The organism is Moorena sp., assembly GCF_982860115.1.
In genome coordinates, this window is sequence record NZ_CEYLVT010000013.1 from 43,745 (window position 1) to 69,491 (window position 25,747).

Below are 25,747 nucleotides of genomic sequence, written 5' to 3' on the forward strand. Positions count from 1 at the left end.
AACCTGCCAAGCTTCTGAGTGCCACTAACCTATTCAGCACCGTCCTGGAGGGATTAGGGGATATTTGGCCAAAACGAGAATCCATCGCGGGGGTCAATTTAGGGGATGTGTGGCAACATTCTGCTCTCAAAGGGGATAACTACGGTTCCGAGTATGTACCATTTCACAAACTCTCCCAGTGGTTAACTTACTCCCTATTAGAGCCATTGCAGGAACTGGGTTTAGAGATTACTGAACTTGATCAGTTGACTGGCTTAGCAGAATATCGCAATGGGGGCTTATGTTTAGATCTAGGATTACTAGAAGTCAAGGATAGCGCTATTTTACAACAGTCTCACTTACCCAGCTCCGAAGTGATTATTGAGTGGCGAGCACTCACCGTTAGTTTGCTAGATCAAATAGCAGCAACTATTCGTCAACAACTGAACCTGAGTGCTACTGAATCGCCACTAGTAAAAGTCTTACAAGGAGGAACTTGGACAGCAGGACGTAGAATTGCTGCTCAATTGAGACCAGGAGGCTCTTCACCGATTCAGATAGACAGTGATGGCACAGTCTTTTGACAAAATTTGACCAAAAATTTGGGAACTCAAGTCCAGTTGGGTGATCGAGTTGGTTGAGTTACCCATCACCCATTACCCCTTACCCCTTACCCTGAATAGCCTTTTTTCGTTCTTCCAGGATACTCCGAATGGAAGCTGTATCCAGAATTCCCACAACTACACCCTTGTCACCAACAATAGGTAGCTGATCTAGCTGCTCTTTCTCCATAATTTTGACAACGTCTAACAGGGAATGGTCTGATTGAACAGTTATCAAAGTCTTAACAGGCTTCATCAGTGCTCTTACTGGAGTCACCGGCCAATTAGAGGTAGGAACAGTTTTGAGATCATCGACTAAGACCTCTCCAAGCAGTTGACCCGCTTCATCAGTTACTAGAAACTTGCGCCACTGATCTTTACCGATAATGTACTCGTTGGCAAACTCCCTTAGAGACAAATCAGCGAATACAATTGGGCTGTTGGCAATGACCGCATCTTCTGCTGTCAACCCCTCTAGCTGGTCTTGAACGATAGCAGATTGGGCAGACATGCCAGCATTTTGGAGCAAGAACAAACCAATTAAGGCAAACCAGATGCCATTAAAGCTACCGTAAAGTAGGATTGGAAGCACTCCATAAATAATTCCTCCCCAACCAAAGAACTGACCAACACGGCTAGCAAATAACACACCTTTGTGTGGGTTGTCCGTAACTTGCCAAACCAGTGCCTTCAGGATGTTACCCCCATCTAGTGGTAAGCCAGGAATTAAGTTAAACAATGCTAAAGCCAAGTTGATGGAGGCGAGGAGTCCAACAATTGATGCCAATGAACTAGCTAGATTAGCATTAGCCTGAACGGCAGTTAGTAGAGCAAATAGTAGCAAACTAACAGCTGGACCAGCAATCGCAACTAAGAACGCCTCTAGTGGACTTTTTGATTCTTTCTCCAGGCTAGCTAGACCACCAAATAGGAAGAGAGTGATAGATTTAACCTCAATTCCCTGCTGGATCGCCACAAAGCTGTGTCCTAGTTCATGAGCTAACACAGAGGCAAATAACAAAAGTGCAGTGACAAATCCTAAAAACCATGGCAAAACACCGCTCAATCCTGAAAAATTTGTTAAGTCACCTCCGAAATCAAAGGTGACTAAAGCTAGGACTAGAAACCAGCTTGGATTCACATAAAAGGGAATCCCAAATAAATTCCCAACACGAATACTGCCGTTCATGCAGACTACCTCAAACTCTCCTAAGACGTTTTTTTATACCAAGTTGGCTTATAAGGTAGTAGATAGGTTATGGTTCATAGTTAACATTTCATGAAAAATAGTTCATGAAAAATAGAGAATGATACCATGGCCAGTTATCCTTGGCAGTAAAGGGTTTATCGCTTTTGCCAATCAACAATCAACCAAGAGCAATGAACAATTAACCTACCTTCAAGCAACTCGATAGTAGTTTCGTCTTTCATGGTTCTATCGTAACGAAATGTAAAAGATTTGCCGATTGCTAAAATGCCGTAAAATCCGTCCACCCTTAGTGCGGTTTTAGGAATGCAGGTGGTTTGACCCCTCTGTGTTTCCATCGGCATAATAAAATTAAGCACCGCTCAAGGGTGTTTAGAGCAACATCTTCTTTAAGCACTACCCCCCTTCCTACTAGTTAAACTGACTAAACGATGTCCGTCTTTGAAACCAAAATTACCCACTCTTACAACCAACAAGACATCCAGCAAATCCTCAATCTAGCCCTGGCACGTCAGGAAATGGTTGAAGAATTTTCCCGTGAACAGTTGGTGGAAATTGCTTCTGAATTAGGGATTTCAACCCACACTCTCTTGGAAGCCGAACGAGAATGGCTAGCCCAGCAACAAGAACAGCAAAAACGTCATGAATTCAATAACTACCGACGTAGCCAATTAAAAAAAAGTTTTGGAAAGTTTGTAATCGTTAATAGTTTTTTGTTGGCGATTAATCTAATTAACGTTGGTTACCTGTCTTGGTCTTTATATATTTTATTGTTCTGGGGTTTGTGGATAGCACTCAGAGCCTGGAATACTTATCAAGTACAGGGCGATGACTACGAAAGAGCTTTCCAAAAATGGAAACTTCAAAACCAGGTAAAACAGATAGCCCAATCAACGTATACTAGTCTCAAAAACTGGATTCAAGACCAAGGACTAATGACTAAGGAGTAACATAAATAATTTGAGCTAAATCGCTGATTAACAATGTTTCTTCCTGAATATCTCCTAAAGCATGAGCCACTGCGATCGCTTTTTCATAAAAAGCCCGAGCTTCTAACCAATTACCAGTGTCTTGGTATAACTGGGCAAACAACTTTAGAGCAACAAGCTCTTCACGGCGATTATTTTGTTCTTGTGCCAAAGCCAGATATTCCTTTAGTGCTTTCACCGCTTGCCGATTCTTACCTGTAGCAATATGGGTTAACGCTATACCCTTAATAGCACGAATCTGATTGAAAACATTGTCAACTTTTTCAGCCAGTATCTGGGCAATGCGGTAAGAATACAAAGCATCTTCTTCCTGTCTAGCGGCGAGATACGCATCTCCCAAATTATTCCGGATATTCGTCTCACCTAACTTATCCCGAGAGCGACGCCGTAAAACTAGAGCAGCTTCATACCACTTAATCGCCTCGGGATAGTTTCCCCCTTGAGCTGCCACTAAGCCTAGATTATTCAGACTCAACCCTTCACCGTCATCATCCTTAATCGTACGGGATATGGTCAGTGCTTCCGTAAAAGCCTCCTGAGCCGCTTTGAGGTTTCTCGTTTGCAGTAATAATATTCCAATATTATTTATACTATAAATCTGTGGCTGAAAACTTTGTTGAGAACGGGCAGCACCCAAGCCTCGGCGCAAGGCTCGCTCTGCATCTTGATAGCGTCCCAACTTGGCGTAAGTCTGACCTAGGGAATTGTAAGTCTTACCTAATCCCTCAAAGTCACCAATTTGCTGATAAATTTCTCCCGCTTGGGACAAATACGCGATCGCATCGTTCAAGTTACCACTCTGTTTGGCCAGCTCTGACTGCTCCAGGAAAAAATCTGCCCGATTTCTTGCTTTGCGGTCACTACGATTGTCTAAAGGGATTGCCAGTTGTTGGTCGATGCTCCGAGTCTGACCCCAAGCCATCGGGCTAGCCAACATTACCAATGGGGTAAAGGCTAGCGCTATGATTCCGGAAAGACTAGTCACCAACCTGCTACGATTCGCCATACCAAAAGACTCCGTTTGATCAACGTTTCTGCTATTGTTGAACCTATAATCAAAGTACCCATCAAGGGTGCAAACTAACCGCCCCTTATTCGCTCAAAACCGGTACTGCAAAGAGATCAGACTCTTCTCGATTCTTGGTTTCGACCCCCAGATAGACCACCCGAATATCCTCAGGTAAAGCAGCTTCTAACAGTTCATAGCCTTCTTGGAGTTCAGTTTTGACTTGAGCTGGAGTAATCATTTCTCCCTCCGCTTGCAGATAAGCCGCAATTCGCGTTTCACTCCAGTGAAAGGTCCCAGCCATGATTACCATCAATCGTACCGCTGGTGGTAGCTGTTCCAATGCCATTTCCAAATAACACCACAAGGGTGGTGGTGATACCTTTAGGTTATAATGAATAGACTCCACTGGTGGCAAGTCCGCCTGGTTAATACAAACCGCCGTTAGGTTTATAATCTGGTTTTGGAAGGAGGTTGACTCTAGTCCATAATCCTCCCGCAAATCCATGCCACCCAGTTCGTGATAGATGTGACGCCAAGTCAGAGCAAATAGATATTCCGCCTGTACAGGCGATCGCGCTGAGTGGCGCACTAATGTATAGACAATAGGACTGTAGCGACAGAAAATTGCTGTAAAGTACTTCCCTTCAGACCGATGACGCTGAAACAAAGTCAGCAATTCCTGATCACTATGATGAAACAGTGATTTAATAAGTGGATGCTTAGATTCAGGAAAATTGGGAATTTGCACAATCTTTCAATAAAAGCTGTAATTAGGAGAATTAGATAGGTGCATCCTGATCTCACCACAACCCCCTCATGTTGAGAAAGGGGAAATGCCGATGGTTAACTGGCATTGGAGTAGATCAATGTCGGGACCTAATATCCTAGGTCTGCACTAGACCTCAAGATGAAGGAGATGGATGCCGATACCAAGTCTACAACCTTTGGTGCTCCGATGCTCCTTCAGTTGAAGCTAAAATTGAGAAAAAGCGACCGCAAAGGTGCGCGCCTTAAGCGGGCGAGTAAATCGCCCTTGGGTCGCACCTCAATCTCTGATGGTAATAATATTACCTACGATTGGACAAAAAGTTCATAAGGACCTTTAAAATAATTTATCCAGTTGCTAACTCTGTTTAAGTTTATGATTCTATCAGTTGATATTATTTCCTGGCTAACTTCACCCCTGCCTCTTGGCGCATTTTTACCCTCTTTGCCTTTAGATAGCCTGTTTTCCACTCAAGGCATCATGGTAATGCTCCTAGGTGCCTATGCCTTTGCCATGTGGATGTTTTTGACCAGCGCTCCAAAAGTTCACACCATCATGGTGTCTGATTTGGCAATAGCGCGACAGTTTTATGAAGGCTTGCTAGAGTTATCCGCAGCAGAAGTCCCCCTACATTACTACTATAATTACGAGCAGACCATGGGCAGTACCAGCATTGATCCCCTATATATGTCAACCAATCTGGGCACCACCCAAGCTACCCAGTTCAGTGGTGCTGATGGGCTATGGTACCAGTTAAAGAAGAATACCCAGCTCCACGTGATTTCTGGAGCTAGCTTGGGCAATAAAAACCAACAACGTCATGTGTGCTTTGACCATGAGTGCTTGGATCAAGTTTTGATGCTGGTGCAGATGAGACGCCTGAAATACAAGGTGCGCACCCTCAAGCCCCTTAACTTTTTGGTCAAGGATGTGGACGATCGTGTAATTGAACTGGCAGAAGTTTCTAATTAGCGGTTAAATCAATAATGGTGAGTTAATCAGGGATTAGGCGGGTAACAATTGCGCGTAGCGCACCAGCCTAAGGTTTTACGCCTAGTCACATTTACCATGTTTCAAGTAATTATCGCAGTACTTATCGTTCTGTTGGGTTCAGCCATCTGTGCTATGGCAGAAACGGCTTTGTTTTCAGTGCCTACTGTTAAAGTCCGACAGTTAGCGCAGTCAAACAAGCCTACACCGTTAGCACTACTGGCGATTCGCAAAAACATGAACCGACCCATAGCTACTATTGTTATTCTCAACAACACCTTCAACATTGTTGGCAGCATCGTAATTGGTTCCCTTGCTGCTAGGGTCTTAGGAGAAGCTTGGTTGGGGGTTTTTTCAGGTCTATTTACCTTTCTCATTATTGTATTTGGGGAAATTGTCCCGAAAACCCTTGGTCAGATCTACGCCCAAAACATCGCCCTACTCGTGGCTCTACCAGTTCGGTTCTTAACCGTTGTGTTCACGCCTCTGGTGTGGTTGATGGAAAAAATTACTGCTCCGTTTACTCAAGGTCAAAAACTTCCTACCACCAATGAGGCGGAAATCCGGTTTTTAGCGAAGGTTGGGTATCAAGAAGGGGTGATTGAAGATGATGAAGCGGAAATGATCCAACGAGTATTTCAGTTAAATGATTTGACTGCATCTGATTTAATGACACCGCGAATCCTAACCACCTATTTACATGGTAATACCACTTTGGCTGATGCTAAACCAAGCATTATTGCTTCGCCTCACACCCGGATGCCTGTGGTTGAAGACTCTATTGATAAAGTAATTGGAATTGCTCTCAAAGATGAGTTACTGACAGCAATTATTGAAGACAAACATAACCAACCCCTTGCTTCTCTGATTCGTCAAGTCCGCTTTGTCCCTGAAACTGTTCGGGCTGATAAGCTACTGAAAACCTTTCAGCAAACCCGTGAACATCTGATGGTTGTACTGGATGAATATGGGGGTGTTTCTGGTGTAGTCACCCTGGAAGATGTACTGGAAGTGCTAACCGGTGAAATTGTTGATGAGACTGATCGAAACATTGATCTACAAGCAATTGCTCGTAAACGGCGAGAAAAAATGTTGCAATCTTATGGTCTTGATCAGGATTAGTTTTCGTACTTTTTAGTTGAGATGTAAACAGATGATTGATAAAAAAAGCGATGCATTGCTGCTATCCTTTTCCTGTTCCCTGTTCCCTGTTCCCTGTTCCCTGTTCCCTGTTCCCTGTTCCCTGTTCCCTTTAAATTAAGCTATATAAATACAAAAAATAACTAGGTTCTGTGACAGATTTTATAAGCTTGTTCTTCTGATTCTTCAAGCGTTTTCAATTGTGAGTATAGCTTTTCAATCGTTTCTTTATCGGGACTTTCTTGGGTGACCTTAAAAACTATACTATTGAATTTATTTTGGGCTGTTTTGACAACTTCCTCAGCTTTTCTACAAGATGGATTTCTGAATATTTGATCAAGTTGAGGAAAACACCCAGTTAAGCAAAACGTTAGTATAAAGATTATTATTCTCTTAGCTTGGGCAATAGTAGCAAATTTCATCAGACAAGGGTGTAACTTAAGTTAAGTCTACTACCCACTACTGATGGAAATCTATAATTTCAGGAAATTTCATCAAAACCTCTGAACTGATTCCACAACTAAAGTAGCTAGCATTTCAAGTCTTTTCTAGAGCATCACTTCAGTCAACAGAATATCCTGCTGGTTACTACTATACAGATCCACTATACAGATCCACGATTGTGTACCCCTACTAACTGATAACTATTGACCTCAGTTTTTGGTTATCTTCCCACTGCCACAAGCTTGAGATCATCTCTGCCACCCGCGCGATCGCGTAGCGTAGCCCTTCGGGCTAATCGCCTTTGGCGTGGCCTACGGCCAATCGCTTCTGTCAATTTGCTCTAAATCCCCTTGAATTATTACGAATCTAGATGTCTGTCCTATAGGATGACCCTTAGGGCAGCAGTTTTGGGCTGATCCGGTGTAATTGAGCTAAAAATAAGCCAAAAGCCAACATAATCTATATCGGACAGGCAATATTGCACAGGTATTTACCCCATTGGTATCAGCCATTTGGCTGATTTTTACCATGAGGGGTCACACCCCTCATTAATTGTGATAAATTTTAATTAGTAGATGCACCCTGATGATCGAGAGAGTCAAAAACCTGGCTCTCTTTTTTTTTGGGCATAGGGATTGCCTCAGACCAGCAGCGTTTTACCGAATCACTTGCCCCAAGCCAGCTGATGAAGCTGATGAAATAAATAACCAACAGCATTCCCCAGAGTGCGTTCGCGTAGCGGCTCTTCCAGAGCATCGCATTCTGGGGAATATCAAAACTACCTAATTCTATTCAGACCAATGTGATCATGTGTTCCCAACAGCTGTTAAGGCAATATAGTGAGCAATATAATTCCATAAATTTCGCTAAAATTCCAGCACTATAGTCATACCTAATAACCTATACTCTTGAACAAACAGGCAAAACCATCCCCTCCCGAGCCAGTAAGTGATTAGGATAGAAAGACTGGAGTTGCTTTTGTAGTCTGTCGAGATAATCATCATTATAGTCAGGATGATAACGAGACATAACTATGCGCTTAACACCTGCCACCTTTGCCGTTACTATCCCAGTTTGCCAACGGTCATCTTGGCAAATCAAAGGTGAATAATTAAGCAGCTCATCTTCTTTGAGGGGAAAGGGAGTATTCAAAATTAGCAAATCTGCCTGACGGGATAGGTATCGTAAATTTTCATCAATACCACCCCAACCATGGGAGTGACTAGTGGCGTATACAACAGCATATCCTTGCCAGTTGACCCGATAACCCATTGCTTGATGTGAGTCATTAAGAAGGATAGCCTCCACAGTTACATCATCTAGGGTTACTGTATGACCTGACTTCAGCCCGTGAAATTTCAGATCTGACTGCATGACCTGAAGGGGAACTGGAAAATTTGGAGCAATCATTTGCTGACCTAGACACTGTTCGATGGACGCCCCATCAGGTGCTGCTGCTCCATAGATATGAAAACAGTTACCAGGAATAAACCCAGGAGTAAAAAAGGGAAACCCTTGAATGCTGTCCCAATGGCTATGGGAAAAAAAAATGTGAGCTTCTATGGGCATTTCCTTAAGCCAATGATTTCCCAGCACCCGCAAACCACTGCCACCGTCAAAGATTAAGCGTTTTCTACCAACACGCATTTCTACACAAGATGTATTGCCACCATAGCGAATGGTATCTGTCCCAGGAGCAGAAATTTGACCCCTAACGCCCCAAAATCGGACGCTCATATCCCCTCCAGTACCATTGTTTAGGCTGGGTTTAGCCTTATATTGGCCTACTTTGGGTGCTACTAGATTTTGCATGTTGAATCTATGAATTAAGTGAACCTAAGTTAGGAATTATTCCCATTGGTAGATTCCCACTAGAGGATACTCGGGTACTATTAAGTAACCATCTGTGGTTAACCACTAATTTCTGTGAAAGTGGGTCGATTGCATACACCAAATTGCATACATCAATAGTAATTAGATGGGGGAAAGCAACCACAACAGCCCCAGTAATCTAGTCATGTCTCTAATCTGGAACCGTTTAGCCCCCCGAAATAATTTAAGATACAGTTACGCTTTCTCTTAACTGTATCTTAAGTGTTGGTTAATTTTAACGGATTTAGGAACAAACAGTATGTGACCTATGTCACACATGCATGAAATTAATTCAATCAATCAATCAGAATGGGAACTGGGTATTGCATCGCTTATACCTTGAACGCTCAGCTTTCATCTATCGCAAGTCAGCCCATTTGCTGATAGCTTAACTTCCACAGCTCAACCAAAAACTCAGTGTATGGCAATGCTGACGTATAACTGCTTACCCCATTCCATCCTTACCTGATTATCTCCTCACCTAACAGGGTAATATATTTTAGTTTCCGTTGGTATCACTCCCTGACCCTACTCTAGTAAGGTTGGGGGATTTGTTATTATACTTGCCCTTAAAACACAGAATGGCTAATCGCCTTGCTAGCTTTCTAGCATCAACCATTAGCCTAAGAAAAGAAACTCTAGTGGGACTCATCTCAGCGATGAGTCCCTACTTGATCAGTCCCTACTGCTTATACTGTTTGATCGACTTTTCCACCAAAGGCATTACGTGATCAAGAGCTTTCCATCCTAAAATTTCAGTGACTTTCTTTTCCAGATTTTTGTATGTCTTGAAAAATTCAGCAATCTCATCCAACCGATGGGGTGCTATATCTTCGAGAGTTTTTACCTCCGCGTAGCGAGGATCCTTGTCAGGAACACACAGAATTTTTTCATCCCGATCACCTCCATCGATCATTTCTAGCATCCCAATTGGTCTAGCGGTAATCACACAACCAGGGAAGGTAGGTTGATCCATTATCACCATACCATCAAGAGGATCACCATCATCTGCTAGAGTGTTAGGCACAAAGCCGTAGTCATAGGGGTAGTGTACCGATGCATAAAGTACCCGGTCAAGGGCAAAGGCTTCTAGATCCTTGTCAAACTCATACTTATTTTTACTACCTGCAGGAATTTCAATTAAAACGTTGATCAGACCTGGTTTAGGTTGAGGAGGAATCTTTGATAAATCCATGAACTATATGTTTCAAAAAAACAGCAGATGTGGGTTATCTCATCTTTAGTGCTTAAGACATCTTAATAGCTGCTTTAATACTTACCAAAATAAATCCCATAGTTCAGGATTTTTTAGGTAGGTAGAATAGCCAACCGATCAGATTATCCTGAGCAGGGTGCCGTTCAATGGCAGCAATATTGAACTTTTACTAGCCCCGTGGAACATTGTGACATCTCACCGCAACTTTTCAAAGCGTCATTCGACCTATAGTGTGTAATGTGTGTGTAATGTGTGAGTGATTGAGGAGTGAAGTCCTATGGGAGAGCTTCAGCAGAGGATTGGTATAACACCATTACAGTCGGAATCTGTCACACAAATCCTAGGGGATGATACTGACTGCCTAACTGACCCGTTTTATCCTGGATTACGCCAACGAGCCTGGGCCGAAATTGATAAAGTTGTTCTTCATCACAATTTACGGCAAATACAGCAGCTGTTGCGACATCCTACCCAACTAATGGCTGTAGTGAAAGCGGATGCCTATGGCCATGGTGCTCTAACCGTTGCCCGCACAGCGATAGAGGCTGGTGCTGGGGGGCTATGTGTTGCTACGGTCTCAGAGGGCATTCAACTCAGGCAAGGGGGAATTAAGGCCACTATACTCTTGTTGGGAGCGACTAATACCCCAGAACAAGTCAGAGCGATCGCTCACTGGCAATTGGAACCAACTCTGTGTAATCCTCAACAAGCGTTAGTGTTTTCGGAAACCTTGAGTGGTCTAAACCAAACCCTGCCAGTGCATCTTAAACTAGATACAGGAATGTCCCGCTTGGGAATGCCTTGGCAAGATGCTATCAAGTTTGTACGCCTAGTCCAACAATTACCTAACTTGGAAATAGCTAGTGTCTATTCCCATCTAGCTACTGCTGATAGTCCTGACCCCACAGTGATGAGACAGCAGCATGAAAGGTTTAAAAACGCGATCGCACAATTGCAGGCTGGTGGCATAACTCCACCCCGATTACACTTAGCCAATTCCGCTGCCACCTTAACCGACTCAGCATTGCACTACGATTGGGTGCGTGTAGGATTAGCCCTCTATGGTCTCTACCCAGCAGAGCATCTTCAAAAGGTTATTCACCTCCAGCCAGTGATGCAGGTAAAAGCCCGGATCACCCAAATTAAAACTATTCCCCCTGGCACTGGTATCAGCTATGGTCATCAATTTATTTCAAATCGACAGATGCGTATAGCAGTAGTCGGTATTGGCTATGCTGACGGTGTTCCCCGAAATCTTTCCAATCGCATCAATGTCATCATCCAAGGGCAGCAAGTTCCTCAGATTGGCGCAATTACTATGGATCAGCTCATGCTCGATGTTAGTGATATTGCTAATATACAAGTTGGGGAAATTGTTACCTTAATTGGACAGGATGGGGAAGAGCAAATCTCAGCAGATGACTGGGCTATGGCTTTAGGCACCATTTCCTGGGAAATTATTTGTGGTTTTAAGCACCGAGTACCCCGTGTAGTAATAGGGTAAGCGGTCAGCGGTCAGCGGTCAGCGGTTAGCGGTCAGCGGTCAGCGGTCAGCTTATTTTATTCAAAAGCACCGATCTAGTAGCCTGGCCAATGGCTGATAGCTGATAGCTGATAGCTGATAGCTGATAGCTGATAGCTGATAGCTTACCAATTAACAATTTTAATGTTTTTGTAAGAAAATTCATCCATCTAATCCCTTTGCCATTAGGGATTCAGAATGTGTTACCCTAAAAGGGTTTTATAAACATCGCACATCCAGGGTTTCGGGTGTTTCTAAAGGGAAATCCACCTGGATGGAGGTTAAACCCGAATTAGGAGTTAAAAAATTATGCCTGTAGTTTCTTTAGCTGAAATGCTAGAGTCAGGGGTTCACTTTGGCCACCAGACTCGCCGATGGAACCCCAAGATGGATCCTTACATTTACACTGCTCGCAATGGGGTCCACATCATTGACTTGGTACAGACAGCTCAGCTGATGGAGGACGCTTATCACTATATCCGCACCTCATCAGAGCAGGGCAAGAGATTTCTGTTTGTGGGTACTAAGCGGCAAGCTGCTGGAATTATTGCCCAAGAGGCAAGCCGTTGTGGTGCCTACTATGTCAACCAGCGCTGGCTAGGTGGTATGCTCACCAACTGGGAAACAATTAAGACCAGGGTGGAGCGACTCAAAGATTTAGAGCGTCGGGAGACCAGTGGTGCCCTTGACTTACTGCCAAAAAAAGAAGGCTCTATGCTGCGTCGGGAACTAGGCAAGCTTCAGAAATATCTAGGTGGCATCAAAATGATGCGTAAGGTTCCCGACATAGTTATAATCATAGACCAAAAGCGTGAGTACAACGCTATTTTGGAATGTGAAAAGCTAAGTCTACCGATAGTATCACTATTAGATACAAACTGCGACCCTGATTTAGCCGATATTCCGATTCCAGCTAATGACGATGCGATCCGGTCGATTAAGCTAATCATAGGTAAACTGGCTGATGCCATTTACGAAGGCCGTCATGGTCAGCTAGATGCCGCAGAGGAATACGAATACGAAGAATTTGAAGAGGGATTAGAGGAGTTCCCAGACGAGGAAGAAATTCAAGAGACTGAACAAAGTGAGCAAATTGAATCCCAAGATCAAGGAGATAACCAGAATACTGAGGAAGAATAGTTAGTTATCTTCGACCTTGAAGCCCCACTCTGAAATTTATCCTTTGATAAAAATCAACTAGCTTTCAGCGTGGGCTGGTAAGCCCATACTCACGGATCGAGTAGTGTGGGAAGATATCACGGTGTAATCAGTTTCACTAACAGTAGGAACAAAAACAACATGGCGGAAATTAAAGCAAAACTTGTCAAAGAGCTACGGGAAAAAACCGGCGCTGGCATGATGGATTGCAAAAAAGCTCTTGTAGCAAGCGACGGAGACACGGCCAAAGCTATAGAATGGCTGCGGAAAAAAGGCATTACCTCAGCTGAGAAAAAATCCGGTCGTGTGGCAGCAGAAGGAATTATCGGCAGCTACATCCACACTGGTGGTCGAGTCGGTGTACTGGTAGAAGTTAACTGCGAGACCGATTTTGTTGCCCGCCGCGACGAGTTCCAAGCCCTAGTCAAGAACGTCGCCATGCAAGTAGCAGCTTGCCCTAACGTTGAATACGTGAAGGTCGATGACATCCCTCAAGAGATTGTTCAAAAAGAAAAAGACATTGAAATGGGTAGGGATGACCTAGGCAAAAAGCCAGAAAATATCAAAGAGAAAATTGTTCAGGGTAGGATTGAAAAACGCCTTAAAGAACTCTCATTGATGGATCAACCTTACATTCGTGATCAAAGCATCACAGTGGAAGAATTAGTCAAGCAATGTATTGGCCAGTTGGGTGAAAACATCCAAGTGCGTCGCTTCACTCGCTACGTCTTGGGTGAAGGTATAGAAAAGGAAGAAAGCAACTTTGCTGAAGAAGTTGCTGCCCAGATGGGCTCTTAAACCAAAGCTTACCTTTGAGCTTCACCCTTGAGCTTGATCAACACGCTTCACTGATTTCGGAGATAGGGAAGATCAGCTAGTTTAGCAGGAGCCTCACACCATAATCTTTGATTTGGTGTGATAGCAATGCGCGGTTCCACCCGGGGGTTCAATGCCCCCGTATGGAACCCATCACAAGGCTTTCACAGGCAAGTCATCAGATCGCCCTGATAGCTCCAAGGGCAAAGTTGACCTAAGAGGATGTCCTCTAACGGGCCATAGGCTCCGTAACCCGCATTATTGACAACACCACGAGGAAATTGCCCCCAGCATGTTGAACAAAAGTCGTCCGGTTGCATCTCCCGTATCGATGTTCTGGTCAAGCACCTGTTCATGTCTTCACACAGACTGGTCGCGGTTTACTAGAAATTCCAACACTGAAAGCCCCGTATCTTTAGAGCGGGGATGAAAGTGCCCAGCGACTTTAGTCGCCGTGAGAAAAATCTTGGCTAATACTTGACATTTTTATACGAAATTGTTTATATAAAAATATATCGTTTGCGTAGCGTAACCGAACAGGGTAAGCGCAAGAAGCAATAAGCATATCCTTATTGATAAAAAGACCGCGTCATTCTCAACAAATTAACTCTATTGCGAGTACAGTTCTACGAGATTATAGGGGTTTCGAGCCACGATCAACAGATATCCAGCCAATGCACATTATGAGCCATTTTTTCTTGCGCTTACCCTGCGTAACCGTTCGCGTAGCGTGACCGTTGGTCAAGGTTAAGGAGGTCGATATTCGGTGATTATTCTAGAGTTCAAAGCCAAAGGCCAAGAGTCTCAATATTCAGCCATAGACGAAGCTATCCGGACTGTTAAGTTTATCCGAAATAGCTGCATCCGTTTGTGGCTAGAGAATAAAGGGACAGGGAAAAGCGACCTTAGTCGGTACTCAAAAATACTGGCAAAAGAGTTCCCTTTTGCCAATGAATTAAACTCTACTGCTCGTCAGGCTGCGTCTGAGAGGGCATGGTCATCGATTGTTCGCTTCTACGATAATTGCAAGAAAAAAGTCCCAGGCAAGAAGGGTTTTCCAAGGTTCCAAAAACTTGCTCGGTCTGTCGAATACAAGAAGTCAGGATGGAAATTATCTCCTGACAAAAAGTCTATAACCTTCACAGACAAAAAAGGGATTGGAAAGCTTAAGCTCAAAGGCACCTGGGATTTGTGGCGCTTCGACAAGAAGCAAATTAATCGGGTTCGGATAGTCAAGCGAGCTGATGGGTACTACGTTCAATTCTGCGTTGCAGTTAACGTGAAAGAGGAAGTAGAGCACACAGGCGAGATGGTTGGCCTAGATGTAGGAATCAAAGAGTTCTACACAGACTCCAATGGTCATTCTGAACCCAATCCCCGATTCTACAGAAAAGGGGAGAAACGTTTAAAGTTTTATCAGCGCCGGGTTTCTCGGAAAAAGAAAGGCTCATCCAATCGCAAAAAAGCGGTTAATAGGCTAAGTAGACAGCATCTTAAAATAAGTAGGCAGCGTCAAGAACATGCAAAGAGAATTGCACGTTGCGTAATCCGATCTAACGATCTGGTCGCCTACGAAGATTTAAGAGTTAAAAATCTGGTAAAAAATCACTGTCTCGCCAAGTCTATTAACGACGCAGGTTGGTATCAATTCAGGAAATGGCTGGAACATTTTGGAACTAAATTTGACAGGGTAACTGTTGCAGTAAATCCTGCCTATACTAGTCAAAACTGTTCTGAATGTGGTGAGGTAGTCAAGAAATCCCTTTCTACTAGGACTCATGTCTGTGAATGCGGATGTGAACTTGATAGAGACCACAACGCCGCCATCAACATCCGCAATAGAGCCATAAGTACGACGGGGCACGTCGGAACTTGGATTATTAATCCGAACGCTTCAGGAGATTTGGCCTCTACTGTTCTTGATTCCGGTCAGGTTCAGCAAGTCGAGTCGATGAATGAAGAATCCCCGCGTCTTTAGACCGGGGAGTGTCAATACAACTGAGCCATATCCTTACTCCACGCCATTGGGGCAAAGGCATCATCAAGCTTTGGTCTCGCGATAGGAGTGGTGTAGTTGGAGAGCACCTTGAGACTCGTGCCAACAATCACCTCCAGAATCGTTTGCTTGGTATAACCCGCTGCAAGGAATGCCTCGACTTGCTCCTCAGTTGGCCTTCCATGTGTTTCATGAATAATAACCGCGAATGTGCGTAAGGCTTCAAGCTTAGAGTCATTTATGGGTGAACCACTGCGCAGTGCTTCAATCACGCCATCATCTACCCCAGACTTTTTGGAAACTGCTGTATGGGCAGCCATACAATAGGTACAGCCATTCAAACGATTATTGGTCATCAAGATAATCTGGCGCTCGGTTTCACTAAGCTCAGTTTTGTCAAACAATCTCATCATCGTCAGATAACTTTCAACCATCACTGGAGACTCAGCCATGGTTGCCATGAGATTCGGTATAAAGCCGAGTTTTTTCTTAGCAGCTTTCAGGATGGATTTAGAAGCTGCCGGTGCGCTTTCAATTGTGTGTGTTGTAAAACTTGTCATAGGTTTCTCCTTTGTTGGGAATAAAGTTGTTGTTGTCTTCTGGATCTAACTATTGGATTTGCTGCAGGAGCTGAAAATCAAAAGGAAGCAAAGTTCTGTTCCAGCCTTTTGGGTGAACTGAGGAAGAGCGGTCCTGTTTGTTGCGCCATGGCATCCGGGAAAATTTCCTCAATGCCGTTCTCGATGCCTTCCAGAATTTTTCCAGCAACTGCCGGAGCCGGTGTCATCTCCATATCGAAGCCTTCCGTCATGCGCGTCGCCACCGGACCGGGGTAAACTCCATGTACCGAGATGCCGTCGCCCTTCAACTTGCCGCGTATCGACTGCGTCATTGAATGGACGGCAGCTTTTGACGCGGAATAACCACCTAAACTCGGCATGGCCGCGAGGCCAGCGATGCTGGCAACATTCACGATTGCCGCTGAACTTTCTTTCTTGAGTGCGGGCAGCATCGCCTTGGTGACTGCGAGTGTTCCAAAAAAGTTGGTCTCAAAGTCGTTACGCAACTGCTCCTCAGTGTTCTCTAGCAAACTAAGGGCGCTAAGGATGCCCGCATTGTTGATGAGGATATTCAGTGAGGGGACTGATTGAACAAGCTGCGCAATCGTCGCCTGATCTCCGAGGTCGAGATAAACAGGAACTACCCGTTCACCAAACTCATCAAGCGTCGAGCGGTTGTTTTCTGAGCGATAAGTCGCGTAGACCTTAGCGGCTCCTTTTTCCAGCGACTTCTCGACTAAAGCCAGACCGATCCCGCGATTGGCACCGGTAACAAGAATTGTGCTATCTAAGATTTTCATTGATTCTTTCTTTTTTGTTGACTGTTAGTGAATTATCGAGACATTGGGACTACTTGATGTTGTGAACAACGCTAAGCACGTCTTCCCGATTAGCTCCAGTCGTATAATCCACGTCTTCAGGAATCTGAAATTTGATGTTCATTTTGAGCTCTGAGAGTTGTTGTTGAAGTGACATGGTTTTCTCCTTTTAGGTTGAAAATAGAGTTACCTGCATCTTTACAAAAAGACGACGAAGTTCTTTTTATACAAGAACGAACCGTTTCACAAAGGTGGAGACTGATGCAAAGCTTCAGAAATCTGTTAAGTTTCCTATCTTCTAGGTTTGGGCTCTGGATTTGAGCCAAATCCGCAGATCGTTCAAGTCGAACGCCAGGGATATCACATTGATAACCAATAGTGCCGTCAAAAACGCCTGATAGACTGCGGTGCCGTCCGGCCTAGCAAAAGTCAGGATCAAAACGAGTGGTGTCCAGGGTAGTACATGCCCAGCCGCTGCTAGTTTAGAAAATCCGCCAACAGCAATAACAATGGCTACGGTGATGATCATTCCGCTCAACGCCAACGCCGCAATCAGAACGCCAGCTGGTTGGTTAAAAAACGCGAGCGTGGCCATGTTTACTGGTCCAAGGATAAACATCATCCAGATTTGTACCCAGGTCGGCAGATCGAAGAATGATTGTCTAATGCGTGCCAACCTACCGGTTTGTTCTTGTTGTTTAAGTGACATAAGTTTCTCCTTTTAGGTTACACTAGAGTTGTTGTAGTTTTCTGGCTCTAGAATTGGTTTTGCTGCAGGAAATCACGCATCTTCTCGATAACCTGGGGAGCATCTTCTTCCAGCACAAAGTGCCCGGTGTCGAACAGGTGGAAGTCAATGTCGTCGAGGTGCTTTCGATAAGCTTCAGCACCAGCGGCTACGAAAATTGGGTCGTTTGCACCCCAGACAATTAATGTTGGTGGCTGGTGCTCGTGAAGAAATGCGTGCCACTGCGGGTACAGTTTGACGTTGTTCTGGTAGTCGTAAAATAAATCCAACTGCACTTGCTGCTGGCCGGGTCGATCAATTCGGGCGAAGTCGAGAACCCAGTTGTCCGGGTTAATGCCCTCTGGGTTCCGGGTGCCTTCGGTGTACATCCATTTGATGCCTTCGAGACTCATGAGCTGGCCGACAATCATGGTTTCGTTTTCAGCAGTGCGGTTTTCCCAGTAATCGCTAACCGCCGCTGAGTTCTCTGGATGGAAACCCTCTTCGTAGGCATTACCGTTCATCACGATCAGGCCTTTGACCCGGTCAGGATATTTCGTCGCCAGCCGATAACCAACCGGTGCTCCATAGTCCTGCATCACCAGCACAAACTCCGTGATGCCTTTCTGCTCAAGGAACTTGTCGATCGTTGTGGCCAGATTGGTAAACGTGTATTTGTAATCCTTGGAGTCTGGAAAGTCACTGTGGCCAAAGCCCGGATAGTCGGGGGCAATCAGGTAAAACTCGTCACCAAGTGCGGCTAGAACGTCACGGTACATGTGCGACGAGGCCGGATAGCCATGCAGTAATACGACTGCTCGTTGCTGGGCACTTCCGGACTCCCGGTAAAAGACGTTGATGCCATCAACCGGTTCAGTGCCGTATCGGACTTGTGTCAAGTTGTTCGCTAATTGAGTTGTCATGATCCCTCTTTTGTTATCCTGAACTCACGTTTATTACTTCCAAGATTTTTCATTGCTCTTACGGTATGTTGCCTGAACAGGCCTGAGGCTTCTATAGCCTCAGGTCTTGGTGTAATGTAATACTCTCTACGCATTACACCAAGGCAATGAGAAACGATAGTGCGTTGATCTGCTATTGTGCTGTTGAAAGAACGAGTTTCTCGAGAACCGGGAATAGATCGCTAGGCTCAGGACGGCTAGTATAATCCGGATTGACTTCTGTGTAGGCAATTGTGCCATCAGTGTCGATGACATACCTTGCGGGCATGGGCAAGGTCCATTTGTCATCGTTATGAATCTTTGGAAGATCCACCTGGAACATCTTAAAAACTTCAATCAAATAGGGCTGCAATGTCCAGCGCAGGCCAAAACGCTCTGCCAATTCTCCACCTTGGTCTGTGAGGATTGGATAACTCAGATTGTTATCCCTTTGGGACTTGCGACTGCTTGAAGCTCCTTGCTGGGAAATCGCCAGAAGTGAAGCACCTCGGGAACGGATGTCGTCAGCAATTTCTTCTAGTGCTTGTAGATCAAAATTGCAATAGGGGCACCAGACACCACGATAGAAAGTCACTACCAAGGGGCCTTTGGCGAGCAAAGCTCTCGAAAAGACTAGGTTGCCGTCTGAATCAGGTAACGTAAATTCGGGCGCTCGTTCACCTGCTTTGAGGGCGCGCTCGGCATTTCCATTTTCGATCAATTCACGGGTGGAACGATGAAAGGCTTCCACCGCAGCGGCAGGAGCCTTGTTGGCTTCAAAATCTGCCTTAAAAGCGTCGAGTTTTTCTTGAAGAGACATAATTTTATTCCTATTTTGTGGTTTTTCATTGACATGAGGGTTACATCAGGGTCCAGTCAAAGACTGGTAATGCATTGAGGCTTTCGTGAACCGATCCATCTGCCTACTATTCAGTATTGCTCATTTGTTTTTTAATTGGTAGTGGTAATCTATGTCTAATAGTTATTTAAAAAACGAATGACTGATCGAATCTCGACCTTGCGCTTGTTTTGCCGTGTGGCCACAACCGGTAGTTTTACGGCTGCGGGCAAAGAGATTAACTTGTCCCAGCCCTCTGTTTCCAGAATCATCTCCAAACTGGAAAAGGATCTAGGGGCGGCACTATTTGTCAGAAGTACCCATGCAGTGAAATTAACTGAGGCCGGGGCGGACTATCTGGCGAGAATAGAACCGATTCTGTCTGCTTTGGAAGAGGCTAATCATCTGGTTCGTAGTGATGGAAAGTTGCAGGGGCGATTGAGAGTGGGGGTTGCCATAAGCTTCGCGGTACGCGAAATCATTCCTCGCCTTCCCGATTTTCTGGCTCAACATCCGGGGTTGCATGTTGATCTCGTGCTGACTGATTCGCGCCAAGATTTAATTGACCAGGCTATTGATGTTGCACTACGTTTCGGTCCGCTCAGCGATTCAACTATGGTCGCGCGGCGGCTAGGTCTAACACCGCGCCTGATAGCTGCTTCTCCCGCATATTTGGCGAAGGCCGGAACGCCACAAATTCCTGCAGACCTTGCAGGGCATCAAGTGATTATTGGGCCTTCGAGTATGGGGTCTACTGGCTGGAGTTTTAAAAAAGACGGCAAAACTTTGTCCGTAAGAGTTGAAGGTCAGCTCATGGTGAGTGTCAATGAGGCGTCAACGGCTGCTGCTTTGGCTGGAATGGGGATTATCTCCACGGCTTTGTGGGGGTGTAGGGCAGAACTCGAAAGGGGTGAACTCGTTCAAGTTCTTGCAGATTGGGAAATCGGGACTGTCGAAGTTAATGCTTTGCTCGCTGGAGGGAGAGGTGCAAAGCCTTCAGCTCACGCCTTTGCAGATTATCTCGTAGAATCGTTCCGCAATAGCGCTTCAATCTAGATGGAATTGAATAGTTATTGAGAGGTTGTCTGAGAAGTCTCATTTGCTACATCCAAGCCCCCGTTAGTACCCCAACTTTAGGGGACTTTTACCATCAAATGGATTCTTGTTCCCCCCAAGCGAGGGATTGCTCGCTTGGGGGGCTAGGGGCAAAATTCAGTATCAAAAAACTTTTCAGATATCCTCTAACCAGGTGTTCAAGGCATTGTAAAGTTGGGAGTTTTTTTCACAGCATTTCTAGAGTATGAGTGGTATCAACATCCATGTGAGCATTATTGGTCTACCCGTGACAACCAACTCAACAAATCTTCCCAACTATTCAACTCAAAAATAATATCTGTTAACCCTTCCAAATTTGACAAAGACAAACCTTCAACTAAGTTGTTTATTTCCTCGGTCATTTCTGGAAATCGTTTTTTCAGCAGACGCATGACCAAAATCTGTGCTTCAGTAATGCGACCTTCTTGATGACCTTCTTGGTGACCTTCTTGGTGACCTTCTTGGTGACCTTCAGCCTTAACTTCCCGGTAAAATCTGGTCTGTTTCCATTCAGTAAGTCCAAACATCGCTTCTAATTCCCTCCAAGGACGTTCAGGAAATTTATACACTAAGGCTTGTTCTATTAATTCTATCGCATTTCTTTGCTGTGCTACTGGTAGGGCCCTCGCACATCTTTCCAGTTGCTGTATTCGCTGTGGGACATTGGTCTGTGGTTCTACTACCAGGCGTACCAGTCCCAATCCGATTGAGTCTGAGGTGTCTGGAGTTTCATCGAGGTAAACTGAGCGCAGATATCCTGTTTGGACTTCGGGATCATAACATCTGGGAATCCCTGTATCCAAGCTGCGCTTAGCCCAAAATACTACCGCTTGCCAGCCATGTCGCCAACGATTTTGTCCCAAGTAGACAAACACTTCTTACATCAGGCGGTAGTACAAGTCTTCATCTTTCTGAAATTGGACTTCTAGGAAATAAATGGGGTCACCGTCCCGTTTGGGGAGAAATACGCCGTCGGTGCGTTTGGCGAGTTCTTTGAGTTCGACGGCCTTAAAATTATAGTTTTGTGCTAGTTGAGAGTTTTCTTCCAGGAGTTCAAAGAAAGTACCAGGGAGGGTTTGGAACACTTTATTAGAAAACTAAACACTGAAAACTCCGCCTCTTTATAGCGGAGATGAAAGTGACTAGCGACTTTAGCCGCAAAGCGCGAAAAGACAGGTTAATAATTGTCATTTTTTTATAATCGTGTTACCATAAATGTAATAGCCAAAAATATCGATTTTTGATGAGTATTATTGAGTTCAAGGCATACGGAAAAAAGGCACAGTATCAAGCCATAGACGAGGCTATTCGGACAGTTAAATTCGTTAGAAATAGCTGCATTCGGTTATGGATAGACAATAAAGGGTTGAATAAATACGACTTAAATAAGTACTGCAAGACCCTGGCTAAGAATTTCCCTTTTGCCAACGAACTAAACTCTACTGCTCGACAAGCCGCAGCAGAAAGGGCATGGTCATCAATTTCTCGTTTCTTTGAAAACTGTAAAAAGAAGGTACCAGGAAAGAAAGGTTTTCCCCGCTTTCAAAAGCACTGTAGGTCGGTTGAGTATAAGCAATCAGGATGGAAGCTTTCCCCTGATAAGAAATCAATCACCTTCAGTGACAAGAAGGGAATCGGAAAGCTGAAACTCAAAGGTACATGGGACTTGTGGCGCTTCGACAAGAAGCAAATTAAACGGGTTCGCATTGTAAGAAGGGCGGATGGCTACTATGTTCAGTTGTGCATCTCTGTTGATGTAAAAGAACAATTAGACCCAGCCGACGCTACCGTAGGATTAGATGTAGGACTAAAAGACTTCTATACCGATTCCAGAGGTAATACAGAACCTAACCCCCGTTTTTATAGAAGTGGGGAGAAGCGTCTAAGATTTTATCAACGCCGAGTATCTCGGAAAAAGAAAGGCTCAGCTAATCGCAAGAAAGCAGTTAATAGGTTAGGTAGGCAACACCTTAAAATAAGTAGGCAACGTGAAGATCACGCCAAGAGATTGGCGCGCTGCGTAATCCGTTCGCGTAGCGTCGGCTTCGCCGAATCTAACGACTTGGTCGCCTATGAAGATTTAAGAGTAAATAACCTGGTTAAAAACCATTGTCTAGCGAAGTCTATTAACGATGCAGGTTGGTATCAATTTAGAAAATGGTTAGAGCATTTTGGTCAGAAATTTGGCAGAGTCACTGTTGCGGTAAACCCTGCCTACACAAGCCAGAATTGCTCAAAATGCGGTGAGGTAGTAAAGAAGTCACTATCAACTAGGACTCACGTTTGTGAATGCGGTTGTGAATTAGACCGTGACCACAACGCCGCGATTCGGCGAAGCCGACGCTACGCGAACAACATTTTAAAAAGAGCCTTGGGTACGGTGGGGCACACCGGAACCTGGATTGACCGTAGGTCACGCTACGCGAACATAGATCCGAACGCTTCGGGAGATTTGGCCTCTACTGTTCTTGGTTTCGGCCAGGAGCAGCAAGTCGAGTCTATGAGCGAAGAATCCCCGCGCCTAAAGGCGCGGGGAGTGTCAAAAAATAGGCTGTCAGTGCGCATTGGTTGGCATTGGAAGGAACTGGCATTTGGGTTATCTGGCCAATATTATCATCGGTTGGTGTTATTTTTTGATATTATTTTTTTATAATGACAAAGGTGTACGCCCATATATAAAGTGCTCTTCTGATATCGACTCCGCCTCAGCAGTTGAACTATCAGTAAGTCTTGCGGAGTAATTTGGTGGGCAAAGGGAAAAGGGGGTATTTGATGAATCTATTGGTAAAGTTTCCCCTTGCCCACCCTACGAGTTCTGCAATCACTCGTAGGTTTAGTTTTCGGTGTGATTGCCCTACGGCCACGCTACACGAACGCAAATTCTTAGACAATTAGAAAGATAAGCCAATTGCCAAAAACACAATCGTGGCTACCAAAACTTTTAGATGAAGGTAACTACTTGTTAACATTGTCGCAAAGATGCCGATCGCTTTTCTCGACATTGGGGTTATTCTCCAAATAGTCACGCACCCAATTGCAACCCCGCACCATGAGTTGATCGAAGGATTCAATTTGCCACAACCTCACTATTTGATCGTTGGCAAGCATAGCCAGTTGCTTACCATCCGGGCTAAAATTGAGATCGAAGACCTGACCTCGAGGCTCTGCGTTGAATTCTGCCACCTCCTCCTTGGTCTCTACATCCCATAACTTAGCGATACCGCCTTCTGCAGTAGCCAGTAATTTGCCATCAGGACTAAAACTAACCTGCATTCCCGCGTTTGGTATTGCTTTGAATTGGGCTAACTCTTTGCCATCTAGGTTCCACAAACGGGCAGTACCATCTCTTGCGGCGGTAGCCAGTAACTTCCCATCAGGGCTAAAAATTACCTTGTCGATTCGACTAGAATGACCTTGAAATTCGGCTAAAGATTTGCCCGACCAATCCCACAAGCGTGCAGTACCGTCATCTTCCAGTGTTGCAAGTAAGCTACCATCAGGACTCAAACTTACTTGCCAAATATCCCTTTGAGGGGCGCTAAATTTTTTTAAAGATGTACCCTGTTGATTCCACAAGTGGACATTACCTTCTTTTACCGTAGTTAGTAAGAAGCTGCTATCCTGGCTAAAACTTAAGCCCACAATCTGACCTTGAGATGGTTTTGATTCAGCCAATTTTTTACCATTCAAGTTCCACAAGCGGACGATAGCATACCCTTCCATGGTAGCCAGTTGTTGACCATTAGGGCTAAAAATAACCCTTGGAACTAAATTACTTTTTCGTTGTCCTGGAAATGTCCTCTCCTTTGTACCATTTAAATTCCACAACCGGGTGTTACCATCATTGTCTGCGGTAGCTAGTAAACTACTAACTGGACTAAAACTGAAACTCCAAACCGGGTCTTCACTCCGAAATTTATTCACAGGAAATTGATTAGCTTTAAAGTCCCAAATACGAATGCTGCCATCTCTACCTGCGGTAATCAACTGCTGACCATCAGGGCTGAAAAGCCAGCTATCAATCCAAGCATGATTTGTTTTGATTAGAGCTATCTCTTGACCAGAGGAGTCTTTCAAGGAGAATTTGTCTTCTTCAGCAGTTGCGACCTTACCATCACTGCTAGAAATTGTATCTAGCATTGAGAATTGTAGTTCTCCTTTAAATTGGTTTTCGGATATTTCTTGACCTGATAAGTCCCAGTACCTAAAAAGACGACTATCATTCCTGCTACCGCGAGTAGCAAGTTGCTCGCCATCCTGGCTAAAGACGACATCCCAACCCCAAAATTCAGACCCAAGATTTACCTCAACCTGCTGTTGAGTTTCTAAGTTCCATAAAGCCAAGGTATAAATCCTACCAAGAGCTCCAGAAGAATCTATACTGGTGTTAATGGTAGCCAGTGAACTGACATCAGGGTTAAAACTGGCACTTTGAACCCAGCCTTCAGGCCCTTGGAAACAATCATCATTCAGAAGTTTGCCTGACCTGTCCCACAAGCAGATGATTCCCGTAGTGTCAACGCTAGCGATTCTGCTGTCATCGGGGCTAATACCAAGACCGATGACTCTGCCTTGATGTTTTTCCAGGCGATTCCGTTCTCTTACTCCATAAGCAACCTTGTGCAGTGTTTTTGTAACTTGTATTTTTAGCTTAGGGTCTGGCTTGAATAAAGATAAGTATCCCGGCCAATCTTTAAGAGATTTCGCTGCCCGTAAACTGGCAAGCGAAGCTTCTAACTCTAGACCTGATTGTAAGTTTCCTTCAGCGGCTTGCCGAGAAGCCTGAATTTGACCTATTAGAGCATCTCTCTGTCCAATCAAAGAAAATACTAAACCTGTACCTAACCCCAGCATAACTGCGATCGCCACACCCCAATTCCGACGAGTATTAAAGCTTTTTCGCTTGACGCTACGCCGCACAAACTCAGCTTCTACTTGGTTCAGCCAGTTATTATCAGAATTGAGTACCTTTTTCAACAAATCAAGACGAGGGTTAGCATGCCAAAGAAACTTTGCCTGTTGCTGGCTGTTCCACTCCACCGCCGCAGGAGTCAACCGCCGT

At 44.7% G+C, this 25,747-nt stretch carries 26 protein-coding genes and 2 pseudogenes; 11 read left to right on the forward strand and 17 right to left on the reverse strand.

Translation table 11 applies throughout. The features are described 5' to 3' along the window. Positions 1 to 563, forward strand: a 563-nt coding sequence (locus AC4II3_RS04190; RefSeq protein WP_488009470.1) for a DUF1688 family protein, incomplete at its 5' end; no start/stop codon positions are given. A 79-nt stretch (positions 564 to 642) separates the two neighbouring features. Here AC4II3_RS04190 and AC4II3_RS04195 read toward each other — a convergent pair. Beyond that, entirely contained in the window at positions 643 to 1,770 is a 1,128-nt protein-coding gene (locus tag AC4II3_RS04195) for a site-2 protease family protein (RefSeq protein ID WP_488009468.1), read from the reverse strand. A 155-nt stretch (positions 1,771 to 1,925) separates the two neighbouring features. Further along, a complete protein-coding gene (locus AC4II3_RS04200) occupies positions 1,926 to 2,132 on the reverse strand; it encodes a hypothetical protein (RefSeq protein WP_488009466.1) in 207 nt (68 codons plus the stop codon). A gap of 87 nt (positions 2,133 to 2,219) precedes the next feature. Here AC4II3_RS04200 and AC4II3_RS04205 point away from each other — a divergent pair, with 87 nt between their 5' ends. Beyond that, positions 2,220 to 2,738 (forward strand): 2TM domain-containing protein, encoded by a 519-nt coding sequence (locus tag AC4II3_RS04205; RefSeq protein ID WP_488009464.1) that lies wholly within the window; start codon positions 2,220 to 2,222, stop codon positions 2,736 to 2,738. Here AC4II3_RS04205 and AC4II3_RS04210 read toward each other — a convergent pair. Together AC4II3_RS04210 and AC4II3_RS04215 are read right to left on the reverse strand one after the other, a co-directional pair. Then, positions 2,728 to 3,783, reverse strand: a complete 1,056-nt coding sequence (locus tag AC4II3_RS04210) for a tetratricopeptide repeat protein (RefSeq protein WP_488009462.1) — start codon at positions 3,781 to 3,783, stop codon at positions 2,728 to 2,730. The genes AC4II3_RS04205 and AC4II3_RS04210 overlap by 11 nt on opposite strands. An 85-nt stretch (positions 3,784 to 3,868) precedes the next feature. Next, positions 3,869 to 4,534 carry an RNA polymerase sigma factor gene (locus AC4II3_RS04215; protein WP_488009460.1) on the reverse strand — a complete coding sequence of 222 codons (666 nt, stop codon included), beginning with the start codon at positions 4,532 to 4,534 and terminating at the stop codon, positions 3,869 to 3,871. Between the two features lie 393 nt (positions 4,535 to 4,927). Here AC4II3_RS04215 and AC4II3_RS04220 point away from each other — a divergent pair, with 393 nt between their 5' ends. Next, positions 4,928 to 5,524 carry a hypothetical protein gene (locus tag AC4II3_RS04220; protein ID WP_008189255.1) on the forward strand — a complete coding sequence of 199 codons (597 nt, stop codon included), beginning with the start codon at positions 4,928 to 4,930 and terminating at the stop codon, positions 5,522 to 5,524. 96 nt (positions 5,525 to 5,620) lie between these two features. Beyond that, a complete protein-coding gene (locus AC4II3_RS04225; RefSeq protein ID WP_488009458.1) occupies positions 5,621 to 6,664 on the forward strand; it encodes a hemolysin family protein in 1,044 nt (347 codons plus the stop codon). A 161-nt stretch (positions 6,665 to 6,825) separates the two neighbouring features. Here AC4II3_RS04225 and AC4II3_RS04230 read toward each other — a convergent pair whose 3' ends face one another. Continuing rightward, on the reverse strand, positions 6,826 to 7,104 hold the full coding sequence (locus AC4II3_RS04230) for a hypothetical protein (RefSeq protein WP_488016368.1): 279 nt from the start codon (positions 7,102 to 7,104) through the stop codon (positions 6,826 to 6,828). A gap of 607 nt (positions 7,105 to 7,711) precedes the next feature. Between AC4II3_RS04230 and AC4II3_RS04235 the strand changes: the two genes are divergently transcribed. Further along, positions 7,712 to 7,912: a hypothetical protein gene (locus AC4II3_RS04235; RefSeq protein WP_488016366.1), complete on the forward strand. Its 201-nt coding sequence runs from the start codon at positions 7,712 to 7,714 to the stop codon at positions 7,910 to 7,912. A gap of 114 nt (positions 7,913 to 8,026) precedes the next feature. Here the strand turns inward: AC4II3_RS04235 and AC4II3_RS04240 are convergent, their stop codons facing one another. Next, positions 8,027 to 8,938, reverse strand: a complete 912-nt coding sequence (locus AC4II3_RS04240) for an MBL fold metallo-hydrolase (protein WP_488016364.1) — start codon at positions 8,936 to 8,938, stop codon at positions 8,027 to 8,029. 742 nt (positions 8,939 to 9,680) lie between these two features. Then, the gene (locus AC4II3_RS04245) at positions 9,681 to 10,193 is read right to left on the reverse strand and encodes an inorganic diphosphatase (protein ID WP_488016362.1); all 513 of its coding nucleotides are present in this window, start codon (positions 10,191 to 10,193) and stop codon (positions 9,681 to 9,683) included. A gap of 298 nt (positions 10,194 to 10,491) precedes the next feature. Between AC4II3_RS04245 and alr the strand changes: the two genes are divergently transcribed. From alr to tsf, 3 genes are all read left to right on the forward strand, one after another. Beyond that, entirely contained in the window at positions 10,492 to 11,718 is a 1,227-nt protein-coding gene (alr, locus tag AC4II3_RS04250; protein WP_488016360.1) for an alanine racemase, read from the forward strand. A 327-nt stretch (positions 11,719 to 12,045) separates the two neighbouring features. Further along, on the forward strand, positions 12,046 to 12,876 hold the full coding sequence (rpsB, locus tag AC4II3_RS04255) for a 30S ribosomal protein S2 (RefSeq protein WP_488010457.1): 831 nt from the start codon (positions 12,046 to 12,048) through the stop codon (positions 12,874 to 12,876). Between the two features lie 159 nt (positions 12,877 to 13,035). Then, positions 13,036 to 13,692 carry a translation elongation factor Ts gene (tsf, locus tag AC4II3_RS04260; protein WP_488010456.1) on the forward strand — a complete coding sequence of 219 codons (657 nt, stop codon included), beginning with the start codon at positions 13,036 to 13,038 and terminating at the stop codon, positions 13,690 to 13,692. 288 nt (positions 13,693 to 13,980) lie between these two features. Here tsf and AC4II3_RS04265 read toward each other — a convergent pair. After that, positions 13,981 to 14,061, reverse strand: a pseudogene (locus tag AC4II3_RS04265) (recombinase family protein); the annotation flags it as partial. A 415-nt stretch (positions 14,062 to 14,476) separates the two neighbouring features. Here AC4II3_RS04265 and AC4II3_RS04270 point away from each other — a divergent pair. Then, complete coding sequence (locus tag AC4II3_RS04270) at positions 14,477 to 15,688, forward strand: RNA-guided endonuclease InsQ/TnpB family protein (protein WP_488010455.1); 1,212 nt, start codon at positions 14,477 to 14,479, stop codon at positions 15,686 to 15,688. A gap of 11 nt (positions 15,689 to 15,699) precedes the next feature. On the opposite strand, the gene AC4II3_RS04275 is transcribed toward AC4II3_RS04270, so the two are convergent. The 6 genes from AC4II3_RS04275 to AC4II3_RS04300 all read right to left on the reverse strand — a co-directional run bounded on the left by AC4II3_RS04275 (position 15,700) and on the right by AC4II3_RS04300 (position 19,572). Next, on the reverse strand, positions 15,700 to 16,266 hold the full coding sequence (locus AC4II3_RS04275) for a carboxymuconolactone decarboxylase family protein (protein WP_488010454.1): 567 nt from the start codon (positions 16,264 to 16,266) through the stop codon (positions 15,700 to 15,702). Positions 16,267 to 16,343: 77 nt separating this feature from the next. Further along, positions 16,344 to 17,066: an SDR family oxidoreductase gene (locus AC4II3_RS04280; protein WP_488010453.1), complete on the reverse strand. Its 723-nt coding sequence runs from the start codon at positions 17,064 to 17,066 to the stop codon at positions 16,344 to 16,346. A 49-nt stretch (positions 17,067 to 17,115) separates the two neighbouring features. Then, positions 17,116 to 17,241 carry a hypothetical protein gene (locus AC4II3_RS04285; protein ID WP_488010452.1) on the reverse strand — a complete coding sequence of 42 codons (126 nt, stop codon included), beginning with the start codon at positions 17,239 to 17,241 and terminating at the stop codon, positions 17,116 to 17,118. Positions 17,242 to 17,382: 141 nt separating this feature from the next. After that, entirely contained in the window at positions 17,383 to 17,793 is a 411-nt protein-coding gene (locus AC4II3_RS04290) for a hypothetical protein (RefSeq protein WP_488010451.1), read from the reverse strand. A 47-nt stretch (positions 17,794 to 17,840) separates the two neighbouring features. Next, positions 17,841 to 18,734, reverse strand: coding sequence for an alpha/beta fold hydrolase (locus tag AC4II3_RS04295; protein ID WP_488010450.1), 894 nt, complete (start codon positions 18,732 to 18,734; stop codon positions 17,841 to 17,843). Positions 18,735 to 18,906: 172 nt separating this feature from the next. After that, on the reverse strand, positions 18,907 to 19,572 hold the full coding sequence (locus tag AC4II3_RS04300) for a peroxiredoxin-like family protein (RefSeq protein ID WP_488010449.1): 666 nt from the start codon (positions 19,570 to 19,572) through the stop codon (positions 18,907 to 18,909). Between the two features lie 177 nt (positions 19,573 to 19,749). On the opposite strand from AC4II3_RS04300, the gene AC4II3_RS04305 reads away from it, so the two are divergent. Continuing rightward, positions 19,750 to 20,646, forward strand: a complete 897-nt coding sequence (locus tag AC4II3_RS04305; RefSeq protein ID WP_488010448.1) for a LysR family transcriptional regulator — start codon at positions 19,750 to 19,752, stop codon at positions 20,644 to 20,646. Positions 20,647 to 20,918: 272 nt separating this feature from the next. Here the strand turns inward: AC4II3_RS04305 and AC4II3_RS04310 are convergent, their stop codons facing one another. Further along, positions 20,919 to 21,212, reverse strand: coding sequence for a DUF4351 domain-containing protein (locus AC4II3_RS04310; protein ID WP_488010458.1), 294 nt, complete (start codon positions 21,210 to 21,212; stop codon positions 20,919 to 20,921). Between the two features lie 6 nt (positions 21,213 to 21,218). Further along, positions 21,219 to 21,770 (reverse strand): annotated as a pseudogene (locus tag AC4II3_RS04315) (Rpn family recombination-promoting nuclease/putative transposase); the annotation flags it as partial. Positions 21,771 to 21,928: 158 nt separating this feature from the next. Between AC4II3_RS04315 and AC4II3_RS04320 the strand changes: the two are divergent. Beyond that, on the forward strand, positions 21,929 to 23,338 hold the full coding sequence (locus AC4II3_RS04320; RefSeq protein ID WP_488010447.1) for an RNA-guided endonuclease InsQ/TnpB family protein: 1,410 nt from the start codon (positions 21,929 to 21,931) through the stop codon (positions 23,336 to 23,338). A 302-nt stretch (positions 23,339 to 23,640) separates the two neighbouring features. Here AC4II3_RS04320 and AC4II3_RS04325 read toward each other — a convergent pair. Next, a partial coding sequence (locus tag AC4II3_RS04325) for a WD40 repeat domain-containing protein (protein ID WP_490722775.1) occupies positions 23,641 to 25,747 on the reverse strand: 2,107 nt, incomplete at its 5' end.